General features: G+C 37.5%; 19 protein-coding genes. 9 read left to right on the top strand and 10 right to left on the bottom strand.

Annotated features, from left to right (window positions below; all coding sequences use genetic code 11):
* Positions 1 to 16: 16 nt before the first annotated feature.
* On the top strand, positions 17 to 1,480 hold the full coding sequence (locus tag J671_RS19425; protein WP_004887526.1) for a bifunctional ADP-dependent NAD(P)H-hydrate dehydratase/NAD(P)H-hydrate epimerase: 1,464 nt from the start codon (positions 17 to 19) through the stop codon (positions 1,478 to 1,480).
* A 4-nt stretch (positions 1,481 to 1,484) separates the two neighbouring features.
* Here J671_RS19425 and ruvC read toward each other — a convergent pair whose 3' ends face one another.
* Positions 1,485 to 2,030 (bottom strand): crossover junction endodeoxyribonuclease RuvC, encoded by a 546-nt coding sequence (gene ruvC, locus J671_RS19420; RefSeq protein WP_002050094.1) that lies wholly within the window; start codon positions 2,028 to 2,030, stop codon positions 1,485 to 1,487.
* A 229-nt stretch (positions 2,031 to 2,259) separates the two neighbouring features.
* Between ruvC and J671_RS19415 the strand changes: the two genes are divergently transcribed.
* The 3 genes from J671_RS19415 (at position 2,260) to J671_RS19405 (ending at position 4,368) form a co-directional block, all read left to right on the top strand.
* Positions 2,260 to 2,853 (top strand): helix-turn-helix domain-containing protein, encoded by a 594-nt coding sequence (locus J671_RS19415; RefSeq protein ID WP_004887524.1) that lies wholly within the window; start codon positions 2,260 to 2,262, stop codon positions 2,851 to 2,853.
* Positions 2,850 to 3,395 (top strand): GNAT family N-acetyltransferase, encoded by a 546-nt coding sequence (locus J671_RS19410; protein ID WP_004709178.1) that lies wholly within the window; start codon positions 2,850 to 2,852, stop codon positions 3,393 to 3,395. Before J671_RS19415 ends, J671_RS19410 begins: the two co-directional genes overlap by 4 nt.
* 412 nt (positions 3,396 to 3,807) lie before the next feature.
* Positions 3,808 to 4,368 carry an FxsA family protein gene (locus tag J671_RS19405; protein WP_004887522.1) on the top strand — a complete coding sequence of 187 codons (561 nt, stop codon included), beginning with the start codon at positions 3,808 to 3,810 and terminating at the stop codon, positions 4,366 to 4,368.
* Between the two features lie 71 nt (positions 4,369 to 4,439).
* Here the strand turns inward: J671_RS19405 and J671_RS19400 are convergent, their stop codons facing one another.
* Positions 4,440 to 4,628 (bottom strand): hypothetical protein, encoded by a 189-nt coding sequence (locus tag J671_RS19400; protein WP_002050045.1) that lies wholly within the window; start codon positions 4,626 to 4,628, stop codon positions 4,440 to 4,442.
* 258 nt (positions 4,629 to 4,886) lie between these two features.
* Between J671_RS19400 and J671_RS26080 the strand changes: the two genes are divergently transcribed.
* Positions 4,887 to 5,135 (top strand): hypothetical protein, encoded by a 249-nt coding sequence (locus J671_RS26080; RefSeq protein WP_004702072.1) that lies wholly within the window; start codon positions 4,887 to 4,889, stop codon positions 5,133 to 5,135.
* Between the two features lie 121 nt (positions 5,136 to 5,256).
* On the opposite strand, the gene metK is transcribed toward J671_RS26080, so the two are convergent.
* On the bottom strand, positions 5,257 to 6,423 hold the full coding sequence (gene metK / locus J671_RS19395; protein ID WP_002049844.1) for a methionine adenosyltransferase: 1,167 nt from the start codon (positions 6,421 to 6,423) through the stop codon (positions 5,257 to 5,259).
* Positions 6,424 to 6,947: 524 nt separating this feature from the next.
* On the opposite strand from metK, the gene tkt reads away from it, so the two are divergent.
* Positions 6,948 to 8,936, top strand: a complete 1,989-nt coding sequence (tkt, locus tag J671_RS19390; protein WP_004887520.1) for a transketolase — start codon at positions 6,948 to 6,950, stop codon at positions 8,934 to 8,936.
* Between the two features lie 57 nt (positions 8,937 to 8,993).
* Here tkt and J671_RS19385 read toward each other — a convergent pair whose 3' ends face one another.
* A complete protein-coding gene (locus J671_RS19385; protein WP_004887518.1) occupies positions 8,994 to 9,401 on the bottom strand; it encodes an OsmC family protein in 408 nt (135 codons plus the stop codon).
* Between the two features lie 214 nt (positions 9,402 to 9,615).
* Here J671_RS19385 and J671_RS19380 point away from each other — a divergent pair, with 214 nt between their 5' ends.
* On the top strand, positions 9,616 to 10,206 hold the full coding sequence (locus J671_RS19380) for a YceI family protein (protein ID WP_004709169.1): 591 nt from the start codon (positions 9,616 to 9,618) through the stop codon (positions 10,204 to 10,206).
* A 49-nt stretch (positions 10,207 to 10,255) separates the two neighbouring features.
* Here J671_RS19380 and J671_RS19375 read toward each other — a convergent pair whose 3' ends face one another.
* On the bottom strand, positions 10,256 to 10,846 hold the full coding sequence (locus tag J671_RS19375; protein ID WP_002050195.1) for a lecithin retinol acyltransferase family protein: 591 nt from the start codon (positions 10,844 to 10,846) through the stop codon (positions 10,256 to 10,258).
* Between the two features lie 187 nt (positions 10,847 to 11,033).
* Between J671_RS19375 and J671_RS19370 the strand changes: the two genes are divergently transcribed.
* Positions 11,034 to 11,780 (top strand): phosphodiester glycosidase family protein, encoded by a 747-nt coding sequence (locus J671_RS19370; RefSeq protein ID WP_004887516.1) that lies wholly within the window; start codon positions 11,034 to 11,036, stop codon positions 11,778 to 11,780.
* 35 nt (positions 11,781 to 11,815) lie between these two features.
* Here J671_RS19370 and J671_RS19365 read toward each other — a convergent pair whose 3' ends face one another.
* The 4 genes from J671_RS19365 to putA all read right to left on the bottom strand — a co-directional run bounded on the left by J671_RS19365 (position 11,816) and on the right by putA (position 17,817).
* A complete protein-coding gene (locus J671_RS19365; protein ID WP_002050077.1) occupies positions 11,816 to 12,046 on the bottom strand; it encodes a hypothetical protein in 231 nt (76 codons plus the stop codon).
* Positions 12,047 to 12,294: 248 nt separating this feature from the next.
* The gene (gene trmA / locus J671_RS19360; RefSeq protein WP_004887514.1) at positions 12,295 to 13,380 is read right to left on the bottom strand and encodes a tRNA (uridine(54)-C5)-methyltransferase TrmA; all 1,086 of its coding nucleotides are present in this window, start codon (positions 13,378 to 13,380) and stop codon (positions 12,295 to 12,297) included.
* 106 nt (positions 13,381 to 13,486) lie between these two features.
* Positions 13,487 to 13,960, bottom strand: coding sequence for a GrpB family protein (locus J671_RS19355; protein ID WP_004887513.1), 474 nt, complete (start codon positions 13,958 to 13,960; stop codon positions 13,487 to 13,489).
* A 104-nt stretch (positions 13,961 to 14,064) separates the two neighbouring features.
* Positions 14,065 to 17,817 (bottom strand): trifunctional transcriptional regulator/proline dehydrogenase/L-glutamate gamma-semialdehyde dehydrogenase, encoded by a 3,753-nt coding sequence (gene putA, locus J671_RS19350; RefSeq protein ID WP_004887510.1) that lies wholly within the window; start codon positions 17,815 to 17,817, stop codon positions 14,065 to 14,067.
* A 124-nt stretch (positions 17,818 to 17,941) separates the two neighbouring features.
* Here putA and J671_RS19345 point away from each other — a divergent pair, with 124 nt between their 5' ends.
* Entirely contained in the window at positions 17,942 to 18,430 is a 489-nt protein-coding gene (locus J671_RS19345; protein ID WP_001014235.1) for an Lrp/AsnC ligand binding domain-containing protein, read from the top strand.
* A gap of 35 nt (positions 18,431 to 18,465) precedes the next feature.
* Here the strand turns inward: J671_RS19345 and putP are convergent, their stop codons facing one another.
* Positions 18,466 to 19,956 (bottom strand): sodium/proline symporter PutP, encoded by a 1,491-nt coding sequence (gene putP / locus J671_RS19340; protein WP_031983121.1) that lies wholly within the window; start codon positions 19,954 to 19,956, stop codon positions 18,466 to 18,468.
* Positions 19,957 to 20,264: the final 308 nt, after the last annotated feature.

The raw sequence follows: 20,264 nt of genomic DNA, 5'->3' as shown, positions 1-20,264 counted from the left end.
GCAAGAGGATAAGAATATGCAGGCAGTAGTTTACCATAGCCAAGATATCCAGGCATGGGAGCAACGTTGGTTTGCTGCGCAAAACTCATCATTAGGCTTAATGCAACAAGCAGCTTGGTCAATCACTCAACAACTCATTGTACTTTTTCAAAACCAAGATATTAAGAATATTGCTGTTTGGTGTGGACAAGGTAATAACGCTGGTGATGGCTACTTTATAGCAAGTTATCTCAAGGAAGCAGGGTTATATGTTGAAATATTTGCGGCCGAATTGGGCGAGTCAGCCGATTTACACCATGCTGCCCATTTTGCTAAGGCAAATCATGTCCAAATACATCAAGGTTTTGAGGTACACAGAACATTTGATTGTCATATTGATGCGTTATTTGGGATTGGTTTAAATCGAGAGTTAAATGATTATTGGCAACATTCTATTCAACAGTTTAACGAGCAAGCTGGGTTAAAAATTTCAATTGATATACCAAGTGGCTTACATGCAAATACAGGACGAGTCTTACCTTGTGCTGTAAGGGTTGATCATACATTTACTGTTTTAGGGCTTAAAGCTGGATTATTTACAGGCCAAGGTAAAGAGTATGCGGGGAAAATTCATTTAATTAATTTAATTCCAGTAGACCAAGACCTGAAACCTCTTGCTTACTTGACGCCAACACATATCAGACTTCCTAAACGTTTGGCTTTTGGTCATAAGGGAAGTTATGGACATGTTTTGGTGATAGGTGGTCATGAGCAAATGGGCGGGGCTGTCATTATGGCTGCTGAAGCTGCCTTTCATGCAGGAGCAGGCAAAGTTACGGTAGTTTGTCACCGAAACCATCATCAGGCTATTTTGTCGAGAGCTCCAAATATTATGCTTCGTGACATTAATAATTTCGATGAAAACAGTATTAAAGAGATTTTATCTCAGGTTGATGCAGTATGTTTTGGCATGGGCTTAGGGCGTGATGAATGGGCACAGCAAATCTATCAACAGTGGTTCGATTATTTAAATCATGACTCACATTTGGAGGTTGTATTAGATGCAGATGCACTATGGTTTCTTGCCAAACAACCTAAAAAATTGGGTGCACATATTTATGCAACTCCACATCCCGGAGAAGCCGCTACTTTATTGGATTGTTCTACAGCGAAAATTGAAAATGACCGAATTACTGCTATTTATGCGTTGCAACAAAAATATGCGGCTCAATGGGTGCTGAAAGGTGCTGGCAGCTTAATTTTAGAGAATAAGTTATATATTTGTACCCAAGGTAATGCTGGTATGGGAACGGGCGGCATGGGAGACATATTAGCGGGTATGATCACAAGCTTAAAAGCCCAGTTCCACAAAGGTATTGCATTACATGAGATTGTAACTCTTCATGCTCAGGCAGGGGACCAACTGGCAAAAAACGGAATACGTGGTTTACAAGCTTATGAAATGAATCAGGCAATTACTCGAGTAGTAAATAATCAATAAAGCTTTAACGTCTACGGCTACTCGAACGGCTGCGTCCACGTGCCATACCACCTAAAGCATTCAAGACAGAAAGTTTACTCATACTTCCTGAAGCATGGGCATGGCAAATCGCAGCAGCAAGAGCATCAGCTGCATCGGCTTGAGGTTTAATAGTTAGGTTGAGTAAACGCATGACCATCATTTGTACTTGCTCTTTATCGGCAGCACCATAACCCACTACGGATTGTTTTATTTGACGGGCTGTATATTCTGCAACTTGTAAATCTAAATTAACTAAGGCGGCTATTGCAGCTCCTCGGGCTTGCCCTAGTTTTAAAGCAGAGTCCGGATTTTGTGCCATAAAAACTTGTTCAACCGCAGCTTCAGTTGGGCCATGAAATTTCACAATTCGCTCAACGCCAGCGAAAATACGCTTTAAGCGCTCTGGCATTTCTTGAGTTTCTGTTCGGATTGTACCAGCATCGACAAAACGTAGTTTACTACCATCTTTTTCAATGATTCCGTAACCTGTTAAGCGTGAACCTGGGTCAATTCCAATAATCAATGCCATGTGTAGACTTACATAAATAGTTTAGAGAGTATTGTTGCATAGCCAAAAAGGTTCTGCATAAGTAATTTAACCAATGCTGATATAAATGGTTATTTTTCGATTTCTAACCCTACTGATGTATATTTTGTTAGGTACTTTTTGGACCTTAATCGTAATTGGTCTAAGATCACTTGATACAATTCTAGTTTAATGGAATGCTTATCTATAAATATGGAATTGAGTCTGGTCGATGGATGATATCAACATCAGGATTGCACATCGAATACGAGAGCTGCGTTTAGCACGTGGATATACTTTGGATGTGCTAGCTGCCCGATGCCAAGTTAGCCGTTCAGCTATTTCTTTAATTGAAAGAGGGGAAACGAGTCCAACGGCAGTTGTTCTTGAAAAACTAGCCAATGGTCTAGAAGTACCTTTAACTAAAATTTTTACGAACGAAACAACTAGTCCATCTCCTCAACCATTTATTTGCCGAAATGAACAAGCTGAGTGGCAAGATCCGGAAACTGGATATGTTCGCCGTACTGTCTCACCACCAAATTTAAAACTACCATTTCAAATTGTTGAAATTGAATTCCCTCCTCATGCTCGAATTACGTATGAAATTAGTGAAAGCTCTAAAGTAGTACAACAGCAAATTTGGGTAGTTGAAGGGCAAATTGATATTCAACTGGGCAAAAACTCTTATGCATTGGGCGAAGGGGATTGCTTAGCTATGCAATTAGATCAACCTGTCATATATAGCAATAATTCATCACAAGTCGCTCGCTATATTTTAGTCGTCTCTAATCAACTCGTGTCTGCTCTTAAGGAATCTTCATGAACTATTCCCTCGATTCTAATTTTCGTTTAATTGATTGTAATGAAGCAGAACATGCGGCAGCTATATTAGAGATTTTAAATGAGGCAATTGTTAATTCTACAGCATTGTATGACTATGTACCGCGTTCGCTTGATTCAATGAAAACTTGGTTTTCGGTAAAAACCGGAAATAGTTTTCCTGTAATCGGGGCTGTAGATGAGTCAGGTAAGTTATTAGGATTTGCTAGTTGGGGAGCTTTCAGAGCTTTTCCGGCTTATAAGTATACGGTTGAGCATAGTATCTATATTCATCATGAACATCGGGGCTGTGGTTTAAGTAAAGTTTTAATGCAAGCGTTAATTCAGCGGGCTCAAGAGGCTCAGATTCATGTATTGATTGGTTGTATTGATGCGACAAATCAAGCCAGTATTGGACTCCACGAAAAACTCGGGTTCACACATGCAGGTACTTTTAAACAGGTAGGCTTTAAATTTGGACAATGGTTAGATGCTGCATTTTATCAGCTAATTTTAAATACACCATTTGAACCAGTGGATGGATAAATTATTGAATTTTTGGGTAGACAACGGCTCAGTTCAAAGTAAGAAAATTTGAACTGAGTCATAGCATGGATTTATAAAATACCTAATAGTTCTAATCTCTTTTCATGTAAAACCACTTATTTCATATAATAAAAGAGCTCAATTTATGAAAAAATTACAATCTTGTAGAAAAAACACTTGATAAAGTTGTTATAGCACTCATTAATAATAAAGTATGGCTATTTTATTAATTTAAATCAGTCTTATTAATAGTATTGCAGCATTTGGGTTTAGCCATGTTTTTAGGTTAAAAGAAAACATTGCCTAAGCTTCACTACAAGCTCTTTAATCCGTATTTTCAACTGAAAATGGTTCATGGATTAGATAGCTAAAACTGCAATGAATTTTCTTTTTGAGATAGATAAAGTTTTACATGAATTTACTTCTTATTGTGGTTCTGGGCGCGATTGTTGAAATTGCCGTATGGATTGGCGTAGCACAGTTCATCAGTGGATGGTATGTGTTTTTCTGGTTCATTATTGCTTTCTTTATTGGTCTTACGCTTATTCGCAAAAGTACGGCTGGTATTATGCCGCAATTACAACAAATGCAGATGACCGGGCAATTAGGCAGTGATCCGACAGTAACTAAAAAACTAGCATATGCTTTTGCAGGTTTTTTATTGATGGTGCCTGGTGTGGTATCTGATGTGTTAGCGCTTTTAATTCTAATTCCAGGCGTGCAAACTGCGTTTCGTAATATCGCAATGAGAACACTTGCAAAGCGTCAGCAAGCAATGATGGAAAAAATGATGGGTGGCATGGGCGGAGCAGGTGCTGGTCAAAACCCATTTGCTGATTTAATGCGTCAAATGCAGGATATGCAGAACTCACAAGGTGGCAATCAATACCGTGGTGACTCCAGCATTATCGATGGCGAAGCGAGAGAAGTTACCCCAGACCATAAGAAAATTGAACATAAAAATAAGGATTGATTAATTCCTTATATAAAAATAAAAGGCCTAAATCTTAAATGATTAGGCCTTTTTTAATATTCTATCGATTATTAATTTGAACAATCAGCATTATCTGTTCCAGCTTGAGCTATTACAGTTGAATTTTCTTCTGACTTCGTCTGAGGTTGATACTTGTTTGAAGGTAGAGCTGTCTGCTTGTTTTCAGATTGTTGATATTTCCGGCTTCTATTGGCTCTTTCACGAAAGCCACCTTTATTAATGAGTTGGGTGTGTGACATGGATTGGCCTAGAAAATGAACTATTCATGTATTTTAACAAATTCAGCAAAATATCAAAATAAGAAAAATAGTATAGAAAAAATAATATTTAATTTATCTCATTGTATAAACTAAAGTTTTTAAAAATGAACGCATTGTTCATTCAGATTGAATTCTCTTTTCATTTCACATAGGATAAATATAAAGGATGTATAAATTAAAAATTGTAGCAAACCTATTAAAACAACAACGGTTGAAGTGAGGGAAGGAGGGTTACCTATGCTATATCAATATCATTGTGCGTGTTGTGACAAAGTTGTGGCATCAACTGACAAATCATGTCCATATTGTGGTTCACATCATATTCGTAGTCCTTATGGGTTATGGATGTTTTGTGTGATGGCTTGTTTGGCAGTAGTTGTTGTATTCAAAGTTGTCCATATTTATATACAAAATCATCAGGATACACCTACCCAATCGACTTTATTAGATGTACTAAATGAAGGTGATAAAACTACGAAACAGTAGTAGTGCTTAATTTGCTACATACTTTTAAATAATGTGTGTTGGAAAGTTTATTGCTTAATTTTAACAAAATATAAAAAATAATAAAAAAGCCCGCATTAAGCGGGCTTTTAATATATAGGGCCTAAAGGCCCGCAGCATCTTTAAGTACTTCAACTTTGTCAGTTTTTTCCCATGTGAATGCAGAATCTGAACCTTCACGACCAAAATGACCGTAAGCAGCTGTCTGTTTATACATTGGTTGAATTAAGTTAAGCATACGAGTAATACCAAATGGACGTAAATCAAAATGCTCACGTACTAATTGGATAATTAACTCATCAGAAACTTTTGCAGTACCAAAAGTATTGATTGAAATAGAAGTTGGTTCTGCAACACCAATTGCATAACTCACCTGAATTTCACATTTGTCAGCAAGACCAGCCGCAACAATATTTTTAGCAACATAACGACCAGCGTAAGCAGCTGAACGGTCTACTTTAGATGGATCTTTACCAGAGAATGCCCCCCCGCCGTGACGAGCCATACCACCATAAGTATCAACAATGATTTTACGACCTGTTAAACCACAGTCACCTACAGGGCCACCGATAACAAACATACCAGTCGGGTTAATATGGAATTTAGTGGCTGCATGGAACATTTCAGCAGGGATGATCGGTTTGATAATTTCTTCAATTACAGCTTCTTTAAGCTGAGTTTGAGTAATTTCAGGATCATGTTGAGTAGAAAGTACTACTGCGTCTAAACGTACAGGCTTGCCATTTTCATACGCAAAAGTAACCTGACTTTTTGCATCTGGACGTAACCATGGTAATGCACCTGAACGACGGAGCTCAGCTTGACGCTCCATTAAACGGTGAGCATAAGAAATAGGAGCTGGCATAAGCACGTCAGTTTCGCGACTTGCATAACCAAACATTAAACCTTGGTCACCAGCACCTTGATCTTCAGGTTTTTGGCGATCTACACCTTGTGCAATCTCAGGTGATTGTTTACCAATCATGTTGATTACGGCACAAGTTGATCCATCAAAGCCTAGATCTGAATGGTGATAGCCGATACCGTTAACAGTTTGGCGAACTACAGCTTCTACATCAATATTCGCAGTTGTTGTGATTTCACCTGCAAGTACAACAGCGCCTGTTTTTACCAGTGTTTCACAAGCAACACGTGCGTATGGGTCTTCTTTTAAGATTGCATCCAAAATAGCGTCGCTAATTTGGTCGGCCATTTTATCGGGATGACCTTCGCTTACAGATTCCGAGGTAAAAACAGCGTACTCGCGCATGAAAGTCCTATCTTGGTTATTTCAAAAAGACATAATATGTTACATCGACTTGAGCTTGAGGACCAGTTCATACTGACTAAAAAGCATGAATTTCTTTCATTTCTACTATGTTTTAATTGATAAGAGTATCAGGGAAATTGATATAGCTAGATGAAAATTAATTATTTTTATATAAAAAATTTAAAAAAATGTCTAAATTTTAAACATTTGATTTTATTAAATATTAACCAAAAAATTTCGACTATGAAGCGAAAGACTATAATTAAACAGAATAAATATAACTTTATATGCTGATCAAAGGGGGGTATCTCGACAAATGTTGAGGATAGAACTACCCATAAATAGTATTGTTTTACACAGCTTAAGAAGCTAAATGTTTTTTGAGTAACCAAGAAAAGGTTAAAAATAAAGAAATATACCGTGTTGGGGTTTACCCCTAGGCGTTTTTTTAAGACAATATAGCGGCATTGAATGGTTATTCATCATCTTCTTTTCATCAATCTATTAAAATTGGATTCTGATCTATGACGACCCCTTTAAACGAACGTCGTATTGCAAACGCAATTCGTGTATTGGCAATGGATGCTGTGCAACAGGCAAACTCAGGGCATCCAGGTGCTCCAATGGGGATGGCAGATATTGCTGATGTCGTCTGGCGCGAGTTTTTAAATCACAACCCAACTAATCCACAATGGGCAAACCGTGACCGTTTTGTTTTGTCAAATGGTCATGGTTCAATGTTGCAATATGCTTTGCTTCATTTAACAGGTTATGATCTTTCAATTGAAGATTTAAAACAATTCCGTCAATTGCATTCAAAAACTCCTGGTCACCCTGAATATGGTTATGCACCAGGCATCGAAACAACGACTGGTCCTTTAGGTCAAGGTATTGCAAATGCTGTTGGCTTTGCATTGGCTGAAAAAACTTTAGCTGCTCAATTCAATAAAGATGATTTAAAAGTAGTTGATCACTTCACTTATTGTTTCTTGGGTGACGGCTGTTTGATGGAAGGTATTTCTCACGAAGTATGTTCATTGGCAGGGACTTTACAGCTTGGTAAATTGATTGCTTATTATGATGACAACGGCATTTCGATTGATGGTGAAGTAGAAGGCTGGTTTAGTGATGATACTGAAGAGCGTTTCAAAGCTTATGGCTGGCAAGTTCTTCGTGTAGATGGCCATGATGCTGATGCTATTCGTCAAGCAACAGTTGAAGCTAAAGCTGAAACTCAAAAACCAACGATTATTATTTGTAAAACAATTATTGGTTTAGGTTCTCCAAACAAACAAGGTAAAGAAGATTGTCACGGTGCGCCGTTAGGTAAAGATGAAATTACCTTAACTCGTGAAGCTTTAGGTTGGACTGAAGAAGCATTTGTTATTCCTGCTGATGTATATGCTGCATGGGATGCTAAAGCAAAAGGTAATGAAGCTGAAGCAGCTTGGAATGAAGTATTTGCTCAATACCAAGCAAAATATCCTACAGAAGCAGCTGAGTTACTTCGTCGTATTAACGGTGATTTACCAGCAGAGTTTTCAGCTCAAGCAGATGCGTTTATTCGTGAGACAAATGCTAAAGCTGAAACTGTAGCAACTCGTAAAGCAAGTCAAAATACATTACAAGCATTTGGTCCTTTATTACCTGAATTATTAGGTGGTTCTGCGGACTTGGCTGGTTCTAACTTAACACTTTGGAAAGGTTGCCAAGGTGTTCAAGAAAACCCAGCTGGTAACTACGTGTACTATGGTGTACGTGAGTTTGGTATGACTGCAATTGCAAATGGTGTTGCATTACATGGCGGTTTCATTCCTTACGTGGCAACATTCTTAATGTTTATGGAATATGCACGTAACGCAGTGCGTATGTCTGCATTGATGAAACAACGTGTAATTCATGTTTATACACATGACTCAATTGGTTTAGGTGAAGATGGTCCAACACACCAACCAATTGAACAAATTGCTTCTTTACGTGGTACACCAAACTTAAATACTTGGCGTCCTGCTGATACTGTTGAAACAGCAATTGCATGGAAATCTGCTTTAGAGCGTAAAGATGGCCCTACAGCACTTATTTTCTCTCGTCAAAACTTGCCATTCCAAACGCGTACTGAAGAACAAATTCAGAATGCAGCAAAAGGTGGTTATGTTCTTGCTCAAGAGAAAGGCGAGTTGAAAGCAATTATTATTGCTACTGGTTCTGAAGTTTCTTTAGCAATGGAAGCTTATGCTCAGCTTGAAGGTGTGCGTGTAGTTTCTATGCCATGTGCAGAAGAGTTTATGAAACAAGACGCTGCATATCGTGCAGCTGTATTACCAGCTCATATCCGTGCACGTGTTGCGGTTGAAGCAGCTCATGTTGACTACTGGTGGAAGTTTGTTGGTCTTGATGGCAAAGTAATTGGTATGTCAACTTATGGTGAGTCAGCACCAGCGAAAGATTTGTTCCAATTCTTTGGTATTACAACTGAAGCTGTAGTAGCTGCAGTAAAAGAATTGACTGCTTAATGAATTAACTAAGCAGAAGAAAAAAGCGTCCCGATTGGGGCGCTTTTTTTATAAATTTTAAATATTAAGTTCAGTTTGAATCGAAATATTCGAAGTCAATAACTTATGAATTGGGCAGCTTTCAGCAACTTTTAAAAGACGTTTATGTTGATCTTCAGTAAATTCACCCTTTAGCGTAATTTTACGTTCAATATTATTTTGACCGGCTTCCGGATCACTATTTGGATTTAAAGCTAAATCGACTTGTACATGCTCAAGCTTAATCCCTTTGTGATTTGCATACATTTCTAGTGTAATTGTAGTGCACGCGCCTAAAGCTGATAGTAAAAGCTGAACTGGATTTGGAGCTGTATCTCGTCCACCTTTATCAGTTGGTTCGTCTGCAAACCATTGATGACCTGACGGATCGGTCAGTGTCACTCGGTACGGAGTAGAAGTGCTTTGTGCTTGAACAGTGTTAGCCATGTTTTACCTTGTTATTTATCAATAAAATCGAAGTAAAAACCAATAAATCTGAAGGTTTCGGATAGAAAAATATCTATACTTTATAATATGGGTTTTGAATAACAACTGTAACGCTTTTATTGTTGCATGGATGAAACATATCGTTTTATAAAGAATAGTGAATTAAATTACTTGATGTATACACTAACGACTATATCAATAAAGGATACGAAAAATGCATCTTAAAACATTAAGCTTCGGTTTAGCAGTAGCATTGGCAAGTACAGTTACATTAGCTGCACCAGTGGATTATAAAATTGACCCAACACATACAGCGACTGTTTTCTCATGGAATCACTTTGGTTTTTCAACTCCAAGCGCTAACTTCTCGGACATCCAAGGTGTAATTAAAGTTGATAATGCTAAACCAGCAAATTCTTCTGTAAATGTGACAATTCCTTTAAGCAGTGTAAATACAAACGTGCCTGCTTTAGATAAAGAATTCCAACAAGAAGCTTGGTTTAATGCAGCAAAATATCCAAATATCACTTTCAAAAGTACGAAAGTAGAAACTAAAGATAAAAAACACTTCAAAATTACTGGTGACCTAACTGTTAAAGGTGTCACTAAGCCAGTTGTACTTGATGCTGTTTTAAACAAACAGGGTGAACATCCAATGGCAAAAGTTCCAGCGATTGGTTTCAATGCGACAACTTCATTCAATCGTTCTGATTTCGGTCTAGGCAACTATGTGCCTAATGTAGGTGATAAGATCACTGTAAACATTACGACTGAAGCAACGGCAGCTAGTGCAGCTAAAAAATAAGTTGTAAGTTTTCTAAAAAAGTCCTCAATCATGAGGACTTTTTTAATTATTAGATTGGTTCTTTTTTATCGGGTTCTATAAAAACTAAGGGTTGAGAAGGATCTACATTTCTTTTTTCGGCTTTTTCTCTTAAAAATTGATAAGTTGGAACTTTCATTTTTGCCTGATCACGTAATTTCTTTTTAATATAAAGAACAAGAGCAAAGCAGGTCGTTGCTACGGTCAGCATCATGCCATTCATATAACTCATGATCGAACTTACGTAACCAATGGTGGTTAAGCGATGCATCATACGCTCAACTTGAGTACTAGTTTCAATACCAGTGATTGCCCAACTGCATAAATGTTCACAATTATTAATAATTAAATGATAGTGGTTTTCGTGCATGCGTGAGCGCATACGTCGAACAACCACTTTTCCTTTGTAGCGTGGCGCATCATAAGAACGCACATGAATTTTTTTGCCATGAGAAAAGGCATCTAATGAAGTAATTTCAATGGGTCGTTTTTTGATGAAATGTGCTAGGCCTGAATAATGAATAACTCGACCTCTCCCAGCGTAAATACCATGATGGCTATAGCCGAGATGTTTTACAATAAGATGAGCCCCTAAAGGGTAGCGTTTATTTGTTTGTTGCATTTTCACGCTGATCCAATAAAGTTTTGATCACTTTTATTAAAAGCTGTTCACTATTATAACGAATATAGTTGTGCTCTAGTGTATTGTTTAGGTGGAATAAGCGCCTTTCGGGTATATATCACATCAAAGCATTTTATTTAATAAAGTATTGCTATGAACAGAAAATGACATATGAGGTTTGCCATTAATGAAAATACTCATGCTGTGTATTATTAATTTTATGGTCTTTGGGCAATCTGCTTTAGCAGAAGAGTATAGCCAAATGCAAAATGCTACCGATGATCAATTTGAAGTCATTGAAATTTCAAATTTAAATCAATTGCGCTTATTTTTGCAAAATCCAGAAACGAATCAATATTATAAAAGTTTCGATAATATTCAGCGCCAACTCAAATCATGCGAACAGCTTACTTTTGCAATGAATGCAGGTATGTTTCATTCTGGCTTCTCTCCAGTTGGGCTATATATTGAAAATGGGCGAGAGAGTCAACCTTTAAATGAAGATAATGGATGGGGTAACTTCTTTTTGCAGCCTAATGGAGTTCTAGCATGGAATGACAAACAAGCTATTATACTGACAACTGAACAATATAAAGCAAAAGCTTTTCAACCCGAATATGCAACTCAATCAGGCCCTATGTTGCTGATTAATGGCAAAATAAATCCCTTATTTCTAGCAAATAGCGATTCAAAGAAAATACGTAATGGGGTAGGTATAAAAAATAATAAACTTTATTTTGTGATCTCTAAAAATAGAGTGAATTTTTATAATTTTGCTGAATTTTTCCAAAAAGGTCTTAACGTAGAGCAGGCATTATACCTAGATGGTTCTATCTCTAGTTTGTATTTGCCTAAGAATAACCGTAATGATAGAAAATTTTATATGGGACCTATTATTGGTTTAGTCAGCCATACAAATTGTGAAATCAAATAAAATACAAAAAAGCCAGTACATGACTGGCTTTATAATTAATGAATAGATGGTTTTTGAATGAGTTCATTTAACTCTTTACGGCTATACCCACGGGAAATAAGAACTTTTTTTATTCCCATAATGACATCTTCATCTGTTGCTTGTGCAAGCGCACTTAGAAGTTGTTCATTAGTTTTACATGAGCAGTCATTTTCAACACAAGCAGTTTGATTCTTATGCTCGTTATGCTGTTGATCTGCTAAGAACAGCTTTTGCCAAAAACTCATAGAGCCTTCATATATAACCTAACATAGATCGAAATATAGCCAAATTAAATTAAAATACAAGTCTCTATAAGTGATAAATCCACCAGTTGAACTAGAGAATTTTCGATAGTAATGGTTGAGTTAAACGAAATTATGACGAATAGATGACTTGATATTTTTTTTAAATTTAAATACTTAATTAAAAGGTGTTGAAAAATAAGGAGATATTTAATCTCCTTATAAAATAGAGTTACATTGAAAAATTTTGTTTAAATCTTCTCGAGTAATACACCTGACTCAACATGATGTGTATAAGGAAACTGATCGAACAAAGCAAACTTAGTCACTCGATGAGTTTTTGTGAGTGTTTTTAAATTTTCATATAAAGTGTCGGGATTACATGAAATGTAGATAATACGCTCAAAACCTTGCAAAAGTTTTAAAGTTTCATCATCAATTCCCGCACGCGGAGGATCTACAAATACGGTATCAAAGTCATAACTTCGAATATCAATATTTGCTTCTTGTAGACGGCGGAATTCACGCTCACCTTGATAAGCTTGAGTAAACTCTTCAGCTGATAGGCGTGCTACCTGAATATTATCAATCTGGTTTTGTTCAATATTCCATTGAGCAGCATAAACTGATGATTTTGCAAGTTCGGTAGCAAGTACGCGTTCGAATTTTAGTGATAATGGAAGGGTAAAGTTACCATTACCACAATAAAGTTCTAGTAAGTGTTTTTTCGAACCCTCAGCTGCATCACATGCCCATTGCAGCATTTTTTTGCAAACTTGTGCGTTCGGCTGGGTAAAGCTACTTTCAATTTGTTTGTACTTGAATGTACGGTTTGAAAGTTCAAATTCTTCTACAACAAAGTCATCGCCAATAACAACTTTCTGCCCTCGGCTACGACCCATAATTTTAATATTTAATTTTTCAGCAAGTGCTTTAGCTGATTGTTCCCACTCCTGATTAAGTTTACGGTGATAAATCAGGGTAACTAGCATTTCTCCACTAAGTGTTGCGAGAAAATCAACTTCAAACAAACGCTGTGAAAGTAAAGGCTCAGCTTTGAGTTCTGCTAAAAGGCTAGGCATTAAATCGTTAATACTTTTGTCTGCAATAGGAAACTCATCTATGCGGACAACTGTTTTTTGCTTGTCTTCATCGTTACGTTCAAACATGGCATAGAACATATCACTTTCTGTATGCCAGATCCGAAATTCAGCACGCATACGGAAATGTTGTTCAGGTGATTCAAACACTTCTAATGTAGGCGGTGTAAATTCAGAAAATTGAGTAGTAATGCGATCAATTTTAGCTTGAAGTTGTTGACGATAAGAAGAGGTCATAGACAAAGAAAATTTAGACAGAATCAAATAGTGAATGGTATCAAAAAAATCGAGCTTGCAGGAGTCAATTTTAGTCAGATATTCATAAAGAAATAGGGTACTTAAATTAAAGATGATTTAAGACGCGGTTAATAAAATCTGATTTTATTGCTCTATATTGATCGGGATCTAAATGGCTACACTGTAATTTTAATTGATTATATTCATGCACCAACCGCGGTGAATCTATAAGCTTATTTCTAAATGTTAAGAAAAACGTAAATACTGAATCGGCTACTACAATTTGAAATGCAACTTCATCATCGTTCATTGATTCAAGCATGCAAAGCTCATGTGTCCTAAGGGTATTTTGTTTTTCTATAAAATTAAGTGTTTTTAATTGTTCTATTGCGAATTCAAATTGATCAGACATCACTTCAATATAAATATCTAGATCACCTTTTGAAATCGTATTTGGGATTGCAGACGAACCAATATGCTCAATTTTGGCAAATGGTAAAAGGGAGGAGATATTCTTTTTGTATGAGTTGAAAAGATCAATACAATTTTGTTGATATTGTTCTGGTTCTAAAAAGATCATTATGAAATTCGCTAATCGATAACATTTATATATTTAAAAAGAGATTACTCGATTAAACAAAAAAGCCCAAATACTGAAATTTGGGCTTTTCGATAAATTATCTGTTAATCCGACATAGTCATTAAGCTTGCATTGCCACCAGCCGCAGCTGTATTCACACTAATTGCACGCTCAATTACTAAACGTTCAAGTGGAATTGACTCGTTTGATTCAACATGTGTAATGCCTACAATTGCACCAGAGCGGCTTGCAATTTCTTGCTGTAATGAGAGAACCTCTTCACGGCTACCATGGTGCAAAACAGCATCAAAATCATCTGTAGTGATGTTTTTGATAGTCGTAATTGCATCAAGTACATCTTTTGGCAACGTTTGTTTATGTTTTGCCAACAATGGACTATTTGGCATTACAGCAGCTTGACTACCCACTGCAAAAATTGCGAGCAATTGATGTAATTGATTTTGTTCAGTGTCGGCAATTGAAAGTACACGGTGACGCGGCAAAATAATATATTGGTTACTTTCCCCAGTAGGGCCTTGTAACTCATAAAACTTGCCTACACCAAATGGTTCAATTTCACGACTTGCTTGTGGTAAATGTTGTTTCGCCCAGTTTTGTAAGCTTTGATAAACTTCACGGTTAAAGCCTTCAAAAATGGTTTGCTCATTTTTTACCGCAAATGGAGTTGCTAATACTTTGTTTGAACAATCCTGCATTAAGCGATACATGTAAAGAGGGCCACCCGCTTTAGGACCTGTACCAGATAAACCTTCACCACCGAATGGTTGAACGCCAACAACGGCCCCAACAATATTACGGTTGATATAAAGGTTACCAACTTCAGCATGTTGAATTACGGTTTGGATGGTTTCATCAATACGAGTATGTAGACCCATTGTTAAGCCATAACCTTTAGCATTAATGCGTGAGATGAGTTGTTCAAGCTCACCATACTTATAGGTAATGATATGTAAAACCGGACCAAAAACTTCACGCTGTAAGTCATCGAGGTTAGGTAACTCAATTGCTGTTGGTACAACAAAAGTTCCTTTATCTAATTCAGTTTGGCTTGTCGCTCCAAACATCAATTGATGTACTGGATAGCCCTTAGACTTCATTTTTTGGATGTGCTGGTCAATCGTCTGTTTTGCTTCGTCATCAATAACTGGACCAATGTCAGTTTTTAAAATAGCAGGGTTGCCTACAATTAACTGTTGCATTGCACCTTTAAGCATTTTAATAACGGTTGCAGCACTATCTTCTTGTACACATAAAATACGCAAAGCAGAGCAACGTTGACCTGCGCTATCAAATGCAGAACTTACAACATCAAGTACAACTTGTTCAGTTAATGCAGATGAGTCCACAATCATTGCATTTTGGCCACCAGTTTCTGCAATGAGAGGAATAGATTGACCATTAGCAGCTAAACGTTTTGCAACTGTCTTCTGCAAAATTTTTGCAACTTCAGTTGAACCGGTAAACATGATGCCATCAATACGTCGATCTTGGCTAAGCTGAGCACCTACTGTTTCACCACGACCTGGTAATAACTGTACAGCACTATGTGGAATACCCGCTTCCCATAAAATTTGCACTGCTTGAGCTGCGATTAAAGGTGTTTGCTCGGCAGGTTTTGCAATAACGCAGTTACCACTAACTAGTGCTGCAGCAATTTGACCAGAGAAAATCGCAAGAGGGAAGTTCCAAGGGCTAATACAAAGTACAGTACCAAGTGGCTGAATGGTTGTATTATTAGGAAGATTTTCAACCTGAGTTGCATAGTAACGTAAGAAATCTACAGCCTCACGAACTTCTGCAATGGCATTCGCATAAGTTTTACCACTTTCGCGGCAAAGTAATACCATTAACTCTTGGATACGGCTTTCCATAAGGTCAGCTGCACGTTTTAAATATTGAGCGCGTTGATCTTTAGGTGTATTTGCCCACTCAATTTGTATTTGTTCAGCTGCATTAAGTGCAATTTCTACATCATTAAGATCAGCTTCTTGTACATAACCAACAATTTCATCATTTTGTGCTGGGTTTGTAATTGCAATAGAATGACCTTGTTTCGATAAATCGCTATTTCCTAATAATGGATGACTCTGCCAAATACGGTTACGTAACTGTTGAGCTGTGTTATCTAAAGCTGCAAGCGGAGCGTCGTTTGCTAAATCATATCCTTTAGAATTTTTACGAAGTGTTCCATACATATCTAAAGGAAGAGGAATTGATGGGTGTTTTAAACCAACTGAACCTTCAAGCTTAGCTGCATTACGAATATCATAAATTGGAGACTGGATAAGATCTTCAACTTTAAGTGTTTTATCGGCAATACGGTTAACAAATGAAGTATTCGCACCATTTTCGAGTAAACGACGAACCAGATAAGCTAACAAAGTTTCATGGTTACCAACCGGAGCATAAATACGGCATGGCACGCCTAATTTATTTTGCTCACGTGGACCAACAACTTGTTCATAAAGTGGTTCACCCATGCCATGTAAGCATTGGAATTCATATTGACCAGCATAATACTTGCTTGGATCAGCTAAATGATAAATTGTTGCTAGTGTTTGAGCATTGTGAGTCGCAAATTGTGGATAGATGAACTCAGGCGCTGCAAGTAATTTTTTAGCACAAGCAATATAAGACAGATCTGTATGCACTTTACGTGTGAAGACAGGGTAGTCATCCATACCTTCGATTTGTGCTTTCTTGATTTCGCTATCCCAATATGCACCTTTTACAAGGCGAATCATGAGACGCTTTTGGCTGCGTTTAGCAAGATCAATAATATAATCAACTACGAAGAAACAGCGTTTTTGGTAAGCTTGAATAACGAATCCAATACCTTTCCAGTTCTCAAGTTCTGGCTCAAAACAAAGACGCTCAAGTAACTCAAGAGAAATTTCTAAACGTTCAGATTCTTCTGCATCGATATTTAAACCAATGTTGTACTGTTTAGCTAAACGAGCGAGCTCAAATACTTTGCCGTAGAGTTCTTTGTGAACACGTTCAATTTGCGCACGTTGGTAACGTGGATGTAAAGCAGAAAGCTTAATTGAGATACCAGGGCCATCATAAACGCCTTTACCATTAGACGCTTTACCAATTGCATGAATGGCTTGTGTGTAATCGTTAAAGTAGCGTTCAGCATCATGTTCGGTTAAGGCAGCTTCACCTAACATGTCATAAGAATAGCGGAAACCTTTATCTTCAAGTACTTTTGCGTGGTCGACAGCTTCTTCGATGGTTTCACCAGTTACAAACTGTTCACCCATCATGCGCATTGCTACATCAACTGCTTTACGAATAATGCCACGACCACTACGGGCTAACAGGCCAGTAAGTACACTTGAAAGACTGGTTTGCTTTGGTGTCTCCATAAGCTTACCGGTTAACATGAGGCCCCATGCTGCAGCATTTACAAACATTAAGCTACTTTGGCCAACGTGTTCTTTCCAGTTACCTTGATTGATTTTATCGCGAATGAGCAAATCACGTGTTGCTGTGTCTGGTATACGAAGCAAAGCTTCAGCAAGACACATCAAAGCCACGCCTTCTTGTGAAGACAGAGAGAATTCTTGTAATAACCCTTGAACAATACCCGCTTTACCCGAAGAGGTCTTACGTTCACGTAAATTATGGGCAAGGTTAAATGCAAGGTCATAAATTTTATGATCTAAATCATCAGATACCGCAGCAGCTTGTAATAGCTCTTCTACAGCTTCAGGTTCGGCACGACGCCAAGCTGTATTAATGCGTTGTTCAAACTCACTTTTATCGTTGAATTCGGTGATATAGCCTTGGTGAGATTTATCCATTTGATGAAAAGTATCCATTGTGTTCATATCTATTTCCGCTAACCAGCTCTCGTAAACTCATCTTGAGTAGAGAGGTTTAGATAATTTATCATTACAGAAGAAACACCGAATAACTCACTATATTTTGCCCATTTTTTAGAGGAAAATTCAGATGAATGGCCCCTTATTAAGCCTTGATCGTACAGATTTAAAAATTTTGGATATTCTTCAAACAGATGGGCGTATTTCCAACAGTAGATTGGCTGAACTTGTAAACCTATCTCCAACTGCAGTTATGGCCCGGGTGCAGAAGCTGACGAAGGATGAATTTATCTTGGGTTATGAAGCTAAATTAAATCCAGTTAAGTTAAATGCAAATTTTTTGGTTTTTGTTGAAGTCTTACTCGATAAAACAACACCCAATGTTTTAGATGAGTTTATTGACGCAGTAGTGCATTATCCAGAGATCGTTGAATGCCATATGGTTAGTGGCGGATTTGATTTTTTAATTAAATTACGAAGTGGCAGTATGGAAGAGTTTAGACGTATTGCTGGGCAGGTACTATGGCAATTACCAGGTGTGAAAGAAACGCGTAGCTACCCTGTGATGCAAGTTGTAAAAGATAGTTCAAAAATTAAAATCAAAACTAAAAATAAATAAAAAGGGGCCGAAGCCCCTTTTTATTTTATTAATTTTTATACACTTTCTTTATAAAGTTTATCAGCTTGTTCGAAGCGGTCAGTTACATCAGTATTTGGAGTTTTGCTAATCAAGCTCACTACGATGATGCTGATAAATGCACAGATAAAGCCAGGAATAATTTCGTAAACACCGGTGCTTGCGAAAAGATTTTTCCAACCAATTACGACAACTGCACCTACGATCATACCTGCTAAAGCACCTTCTAAAGTCATACGTTTCCAGAACAATGACAAGATGATGAGTGGTCCAAATGCGGCACCAAAACCAGCCCACGCATAAGCAACAAGACCAAGAACTTTACTGTCAGGATTACCAGCGAGTACAATTGCCAGAACAGCAATTGCAAGTACCATGATACGGCCAACCCATACAAGCTCTTTTTGAGAAGCATTTTTACGGATGAAGCCTTTGTACAAATCTTCAGTTAGCGCACTTGAACATACCAACAGTTGACAGCTTAATGTACTCATAACCGCAGCTAAAATAGCAGCTAGAATGATACCGACAATCCATGGATTGAATAAAATTTTAGTCAATTCCATAAATACAGTTTCAGGGTTTTTACTTACAACACCTGCAAGTTCAGGATGTTGCTGGAAATACGCAATACCAAAGAAACCGGCACCGACTGCACCAACTAAACATAAAATCATCCAAGTCATGCCAATACGGCGAGCAGCAGGAATTGATTTTACAGAGTCAGCAGCCATGAAACGTACAAGAATATGTGGTTGGCCAAAATAGCCTAAACCCCAAGCCATTGAAGATAAAACGGCCACCACACTTAAATCTGAAACGATGTTAAATGCATGTGGTCGAGCAGTTTCAATAAGCGTTACAAACTGAGTTGTGTCGCCAATTGCAAGGTAAGTTACGATTGGGGTGAGCAAAAGGGCAAAAATCATTAAGCCAGCTTGGAAAGTATCAGTCCAGCTAATTGCCAAAAATCCACCAATACAAACATAACTGATTGTTGCAATAGCACTTAACCAGATTGCGGTGGTATACGACATACCAAATAAATTTTCAAATAAACGAGCGCCAGCTACCATACCTGAGGCACAGTAAATTGCGAAGAAAACCAAGATAATAACGGCAGAGAAAATACGAAGAATCTTTTTCTTGTCATCAAATCGACTTGTAAAATAGTCGGGCAGAGTGAGTGCATTATTTTGGATTTCAGTATGAACGCGTAATCGACCAGCAACCAGTAACCAGTTAAGCCAAGCACCGATAATTAGACCAATTGCAATCCACGCTTCAGATAAACCAGAAAGATAAATCGCTCCTGGTAAGCCCATGAGTAACCAACCACTCATGTCTGATGCGCCTGCGGATAATGCAGTAACGAAACTGCCTAAACGACGACCACCAAGAATATAATCAGAGAAGTCGCTTGTAGCACGGTAGGCAAATAAGCCGATAAGTACCATTGCTACGATGTACACCATAAACATGATGAGGGTGGGATCAAAATAACTCATAATGGATGTGTGTCCTTATATCCATAATCCGTGATTGTAACCTAATCCAGGTCGCTGTTTTCTTGTACGGCATTTCAAGAGGTTGAGATTCAACCACAAAAGAAATTTTTTGCTCTGTTATCTTTGTGATGTGTTTTGTGTATTTTTATGTAAACTAATGTAATTTGAATTACAATTAAAATTAAAGTAAATTTAATCAATAGCTTAGATAGTATGAATAATTCATTTATTGTTTAGAAAATTATAAAAATAGTAAATTTAGAAAATAGATCAGCATGTTTGGTTACAAAATTAGCAATGACAGTATA

It is taken from the genome of Acinetobacter sp. 1130196 (assembly GCF_000588095.1).
Taxonomy (GTDB): domain Bacteria; phylum Pseudomonadota; class Gammaproteobacteria; order Pseudomonadales; family Moraxellaceae; genus Acinetobacter; species Acinetobacter nosocomialis.
This window is presented reverse-complemented; position numbering and strand designations above follow the sequence as displayed.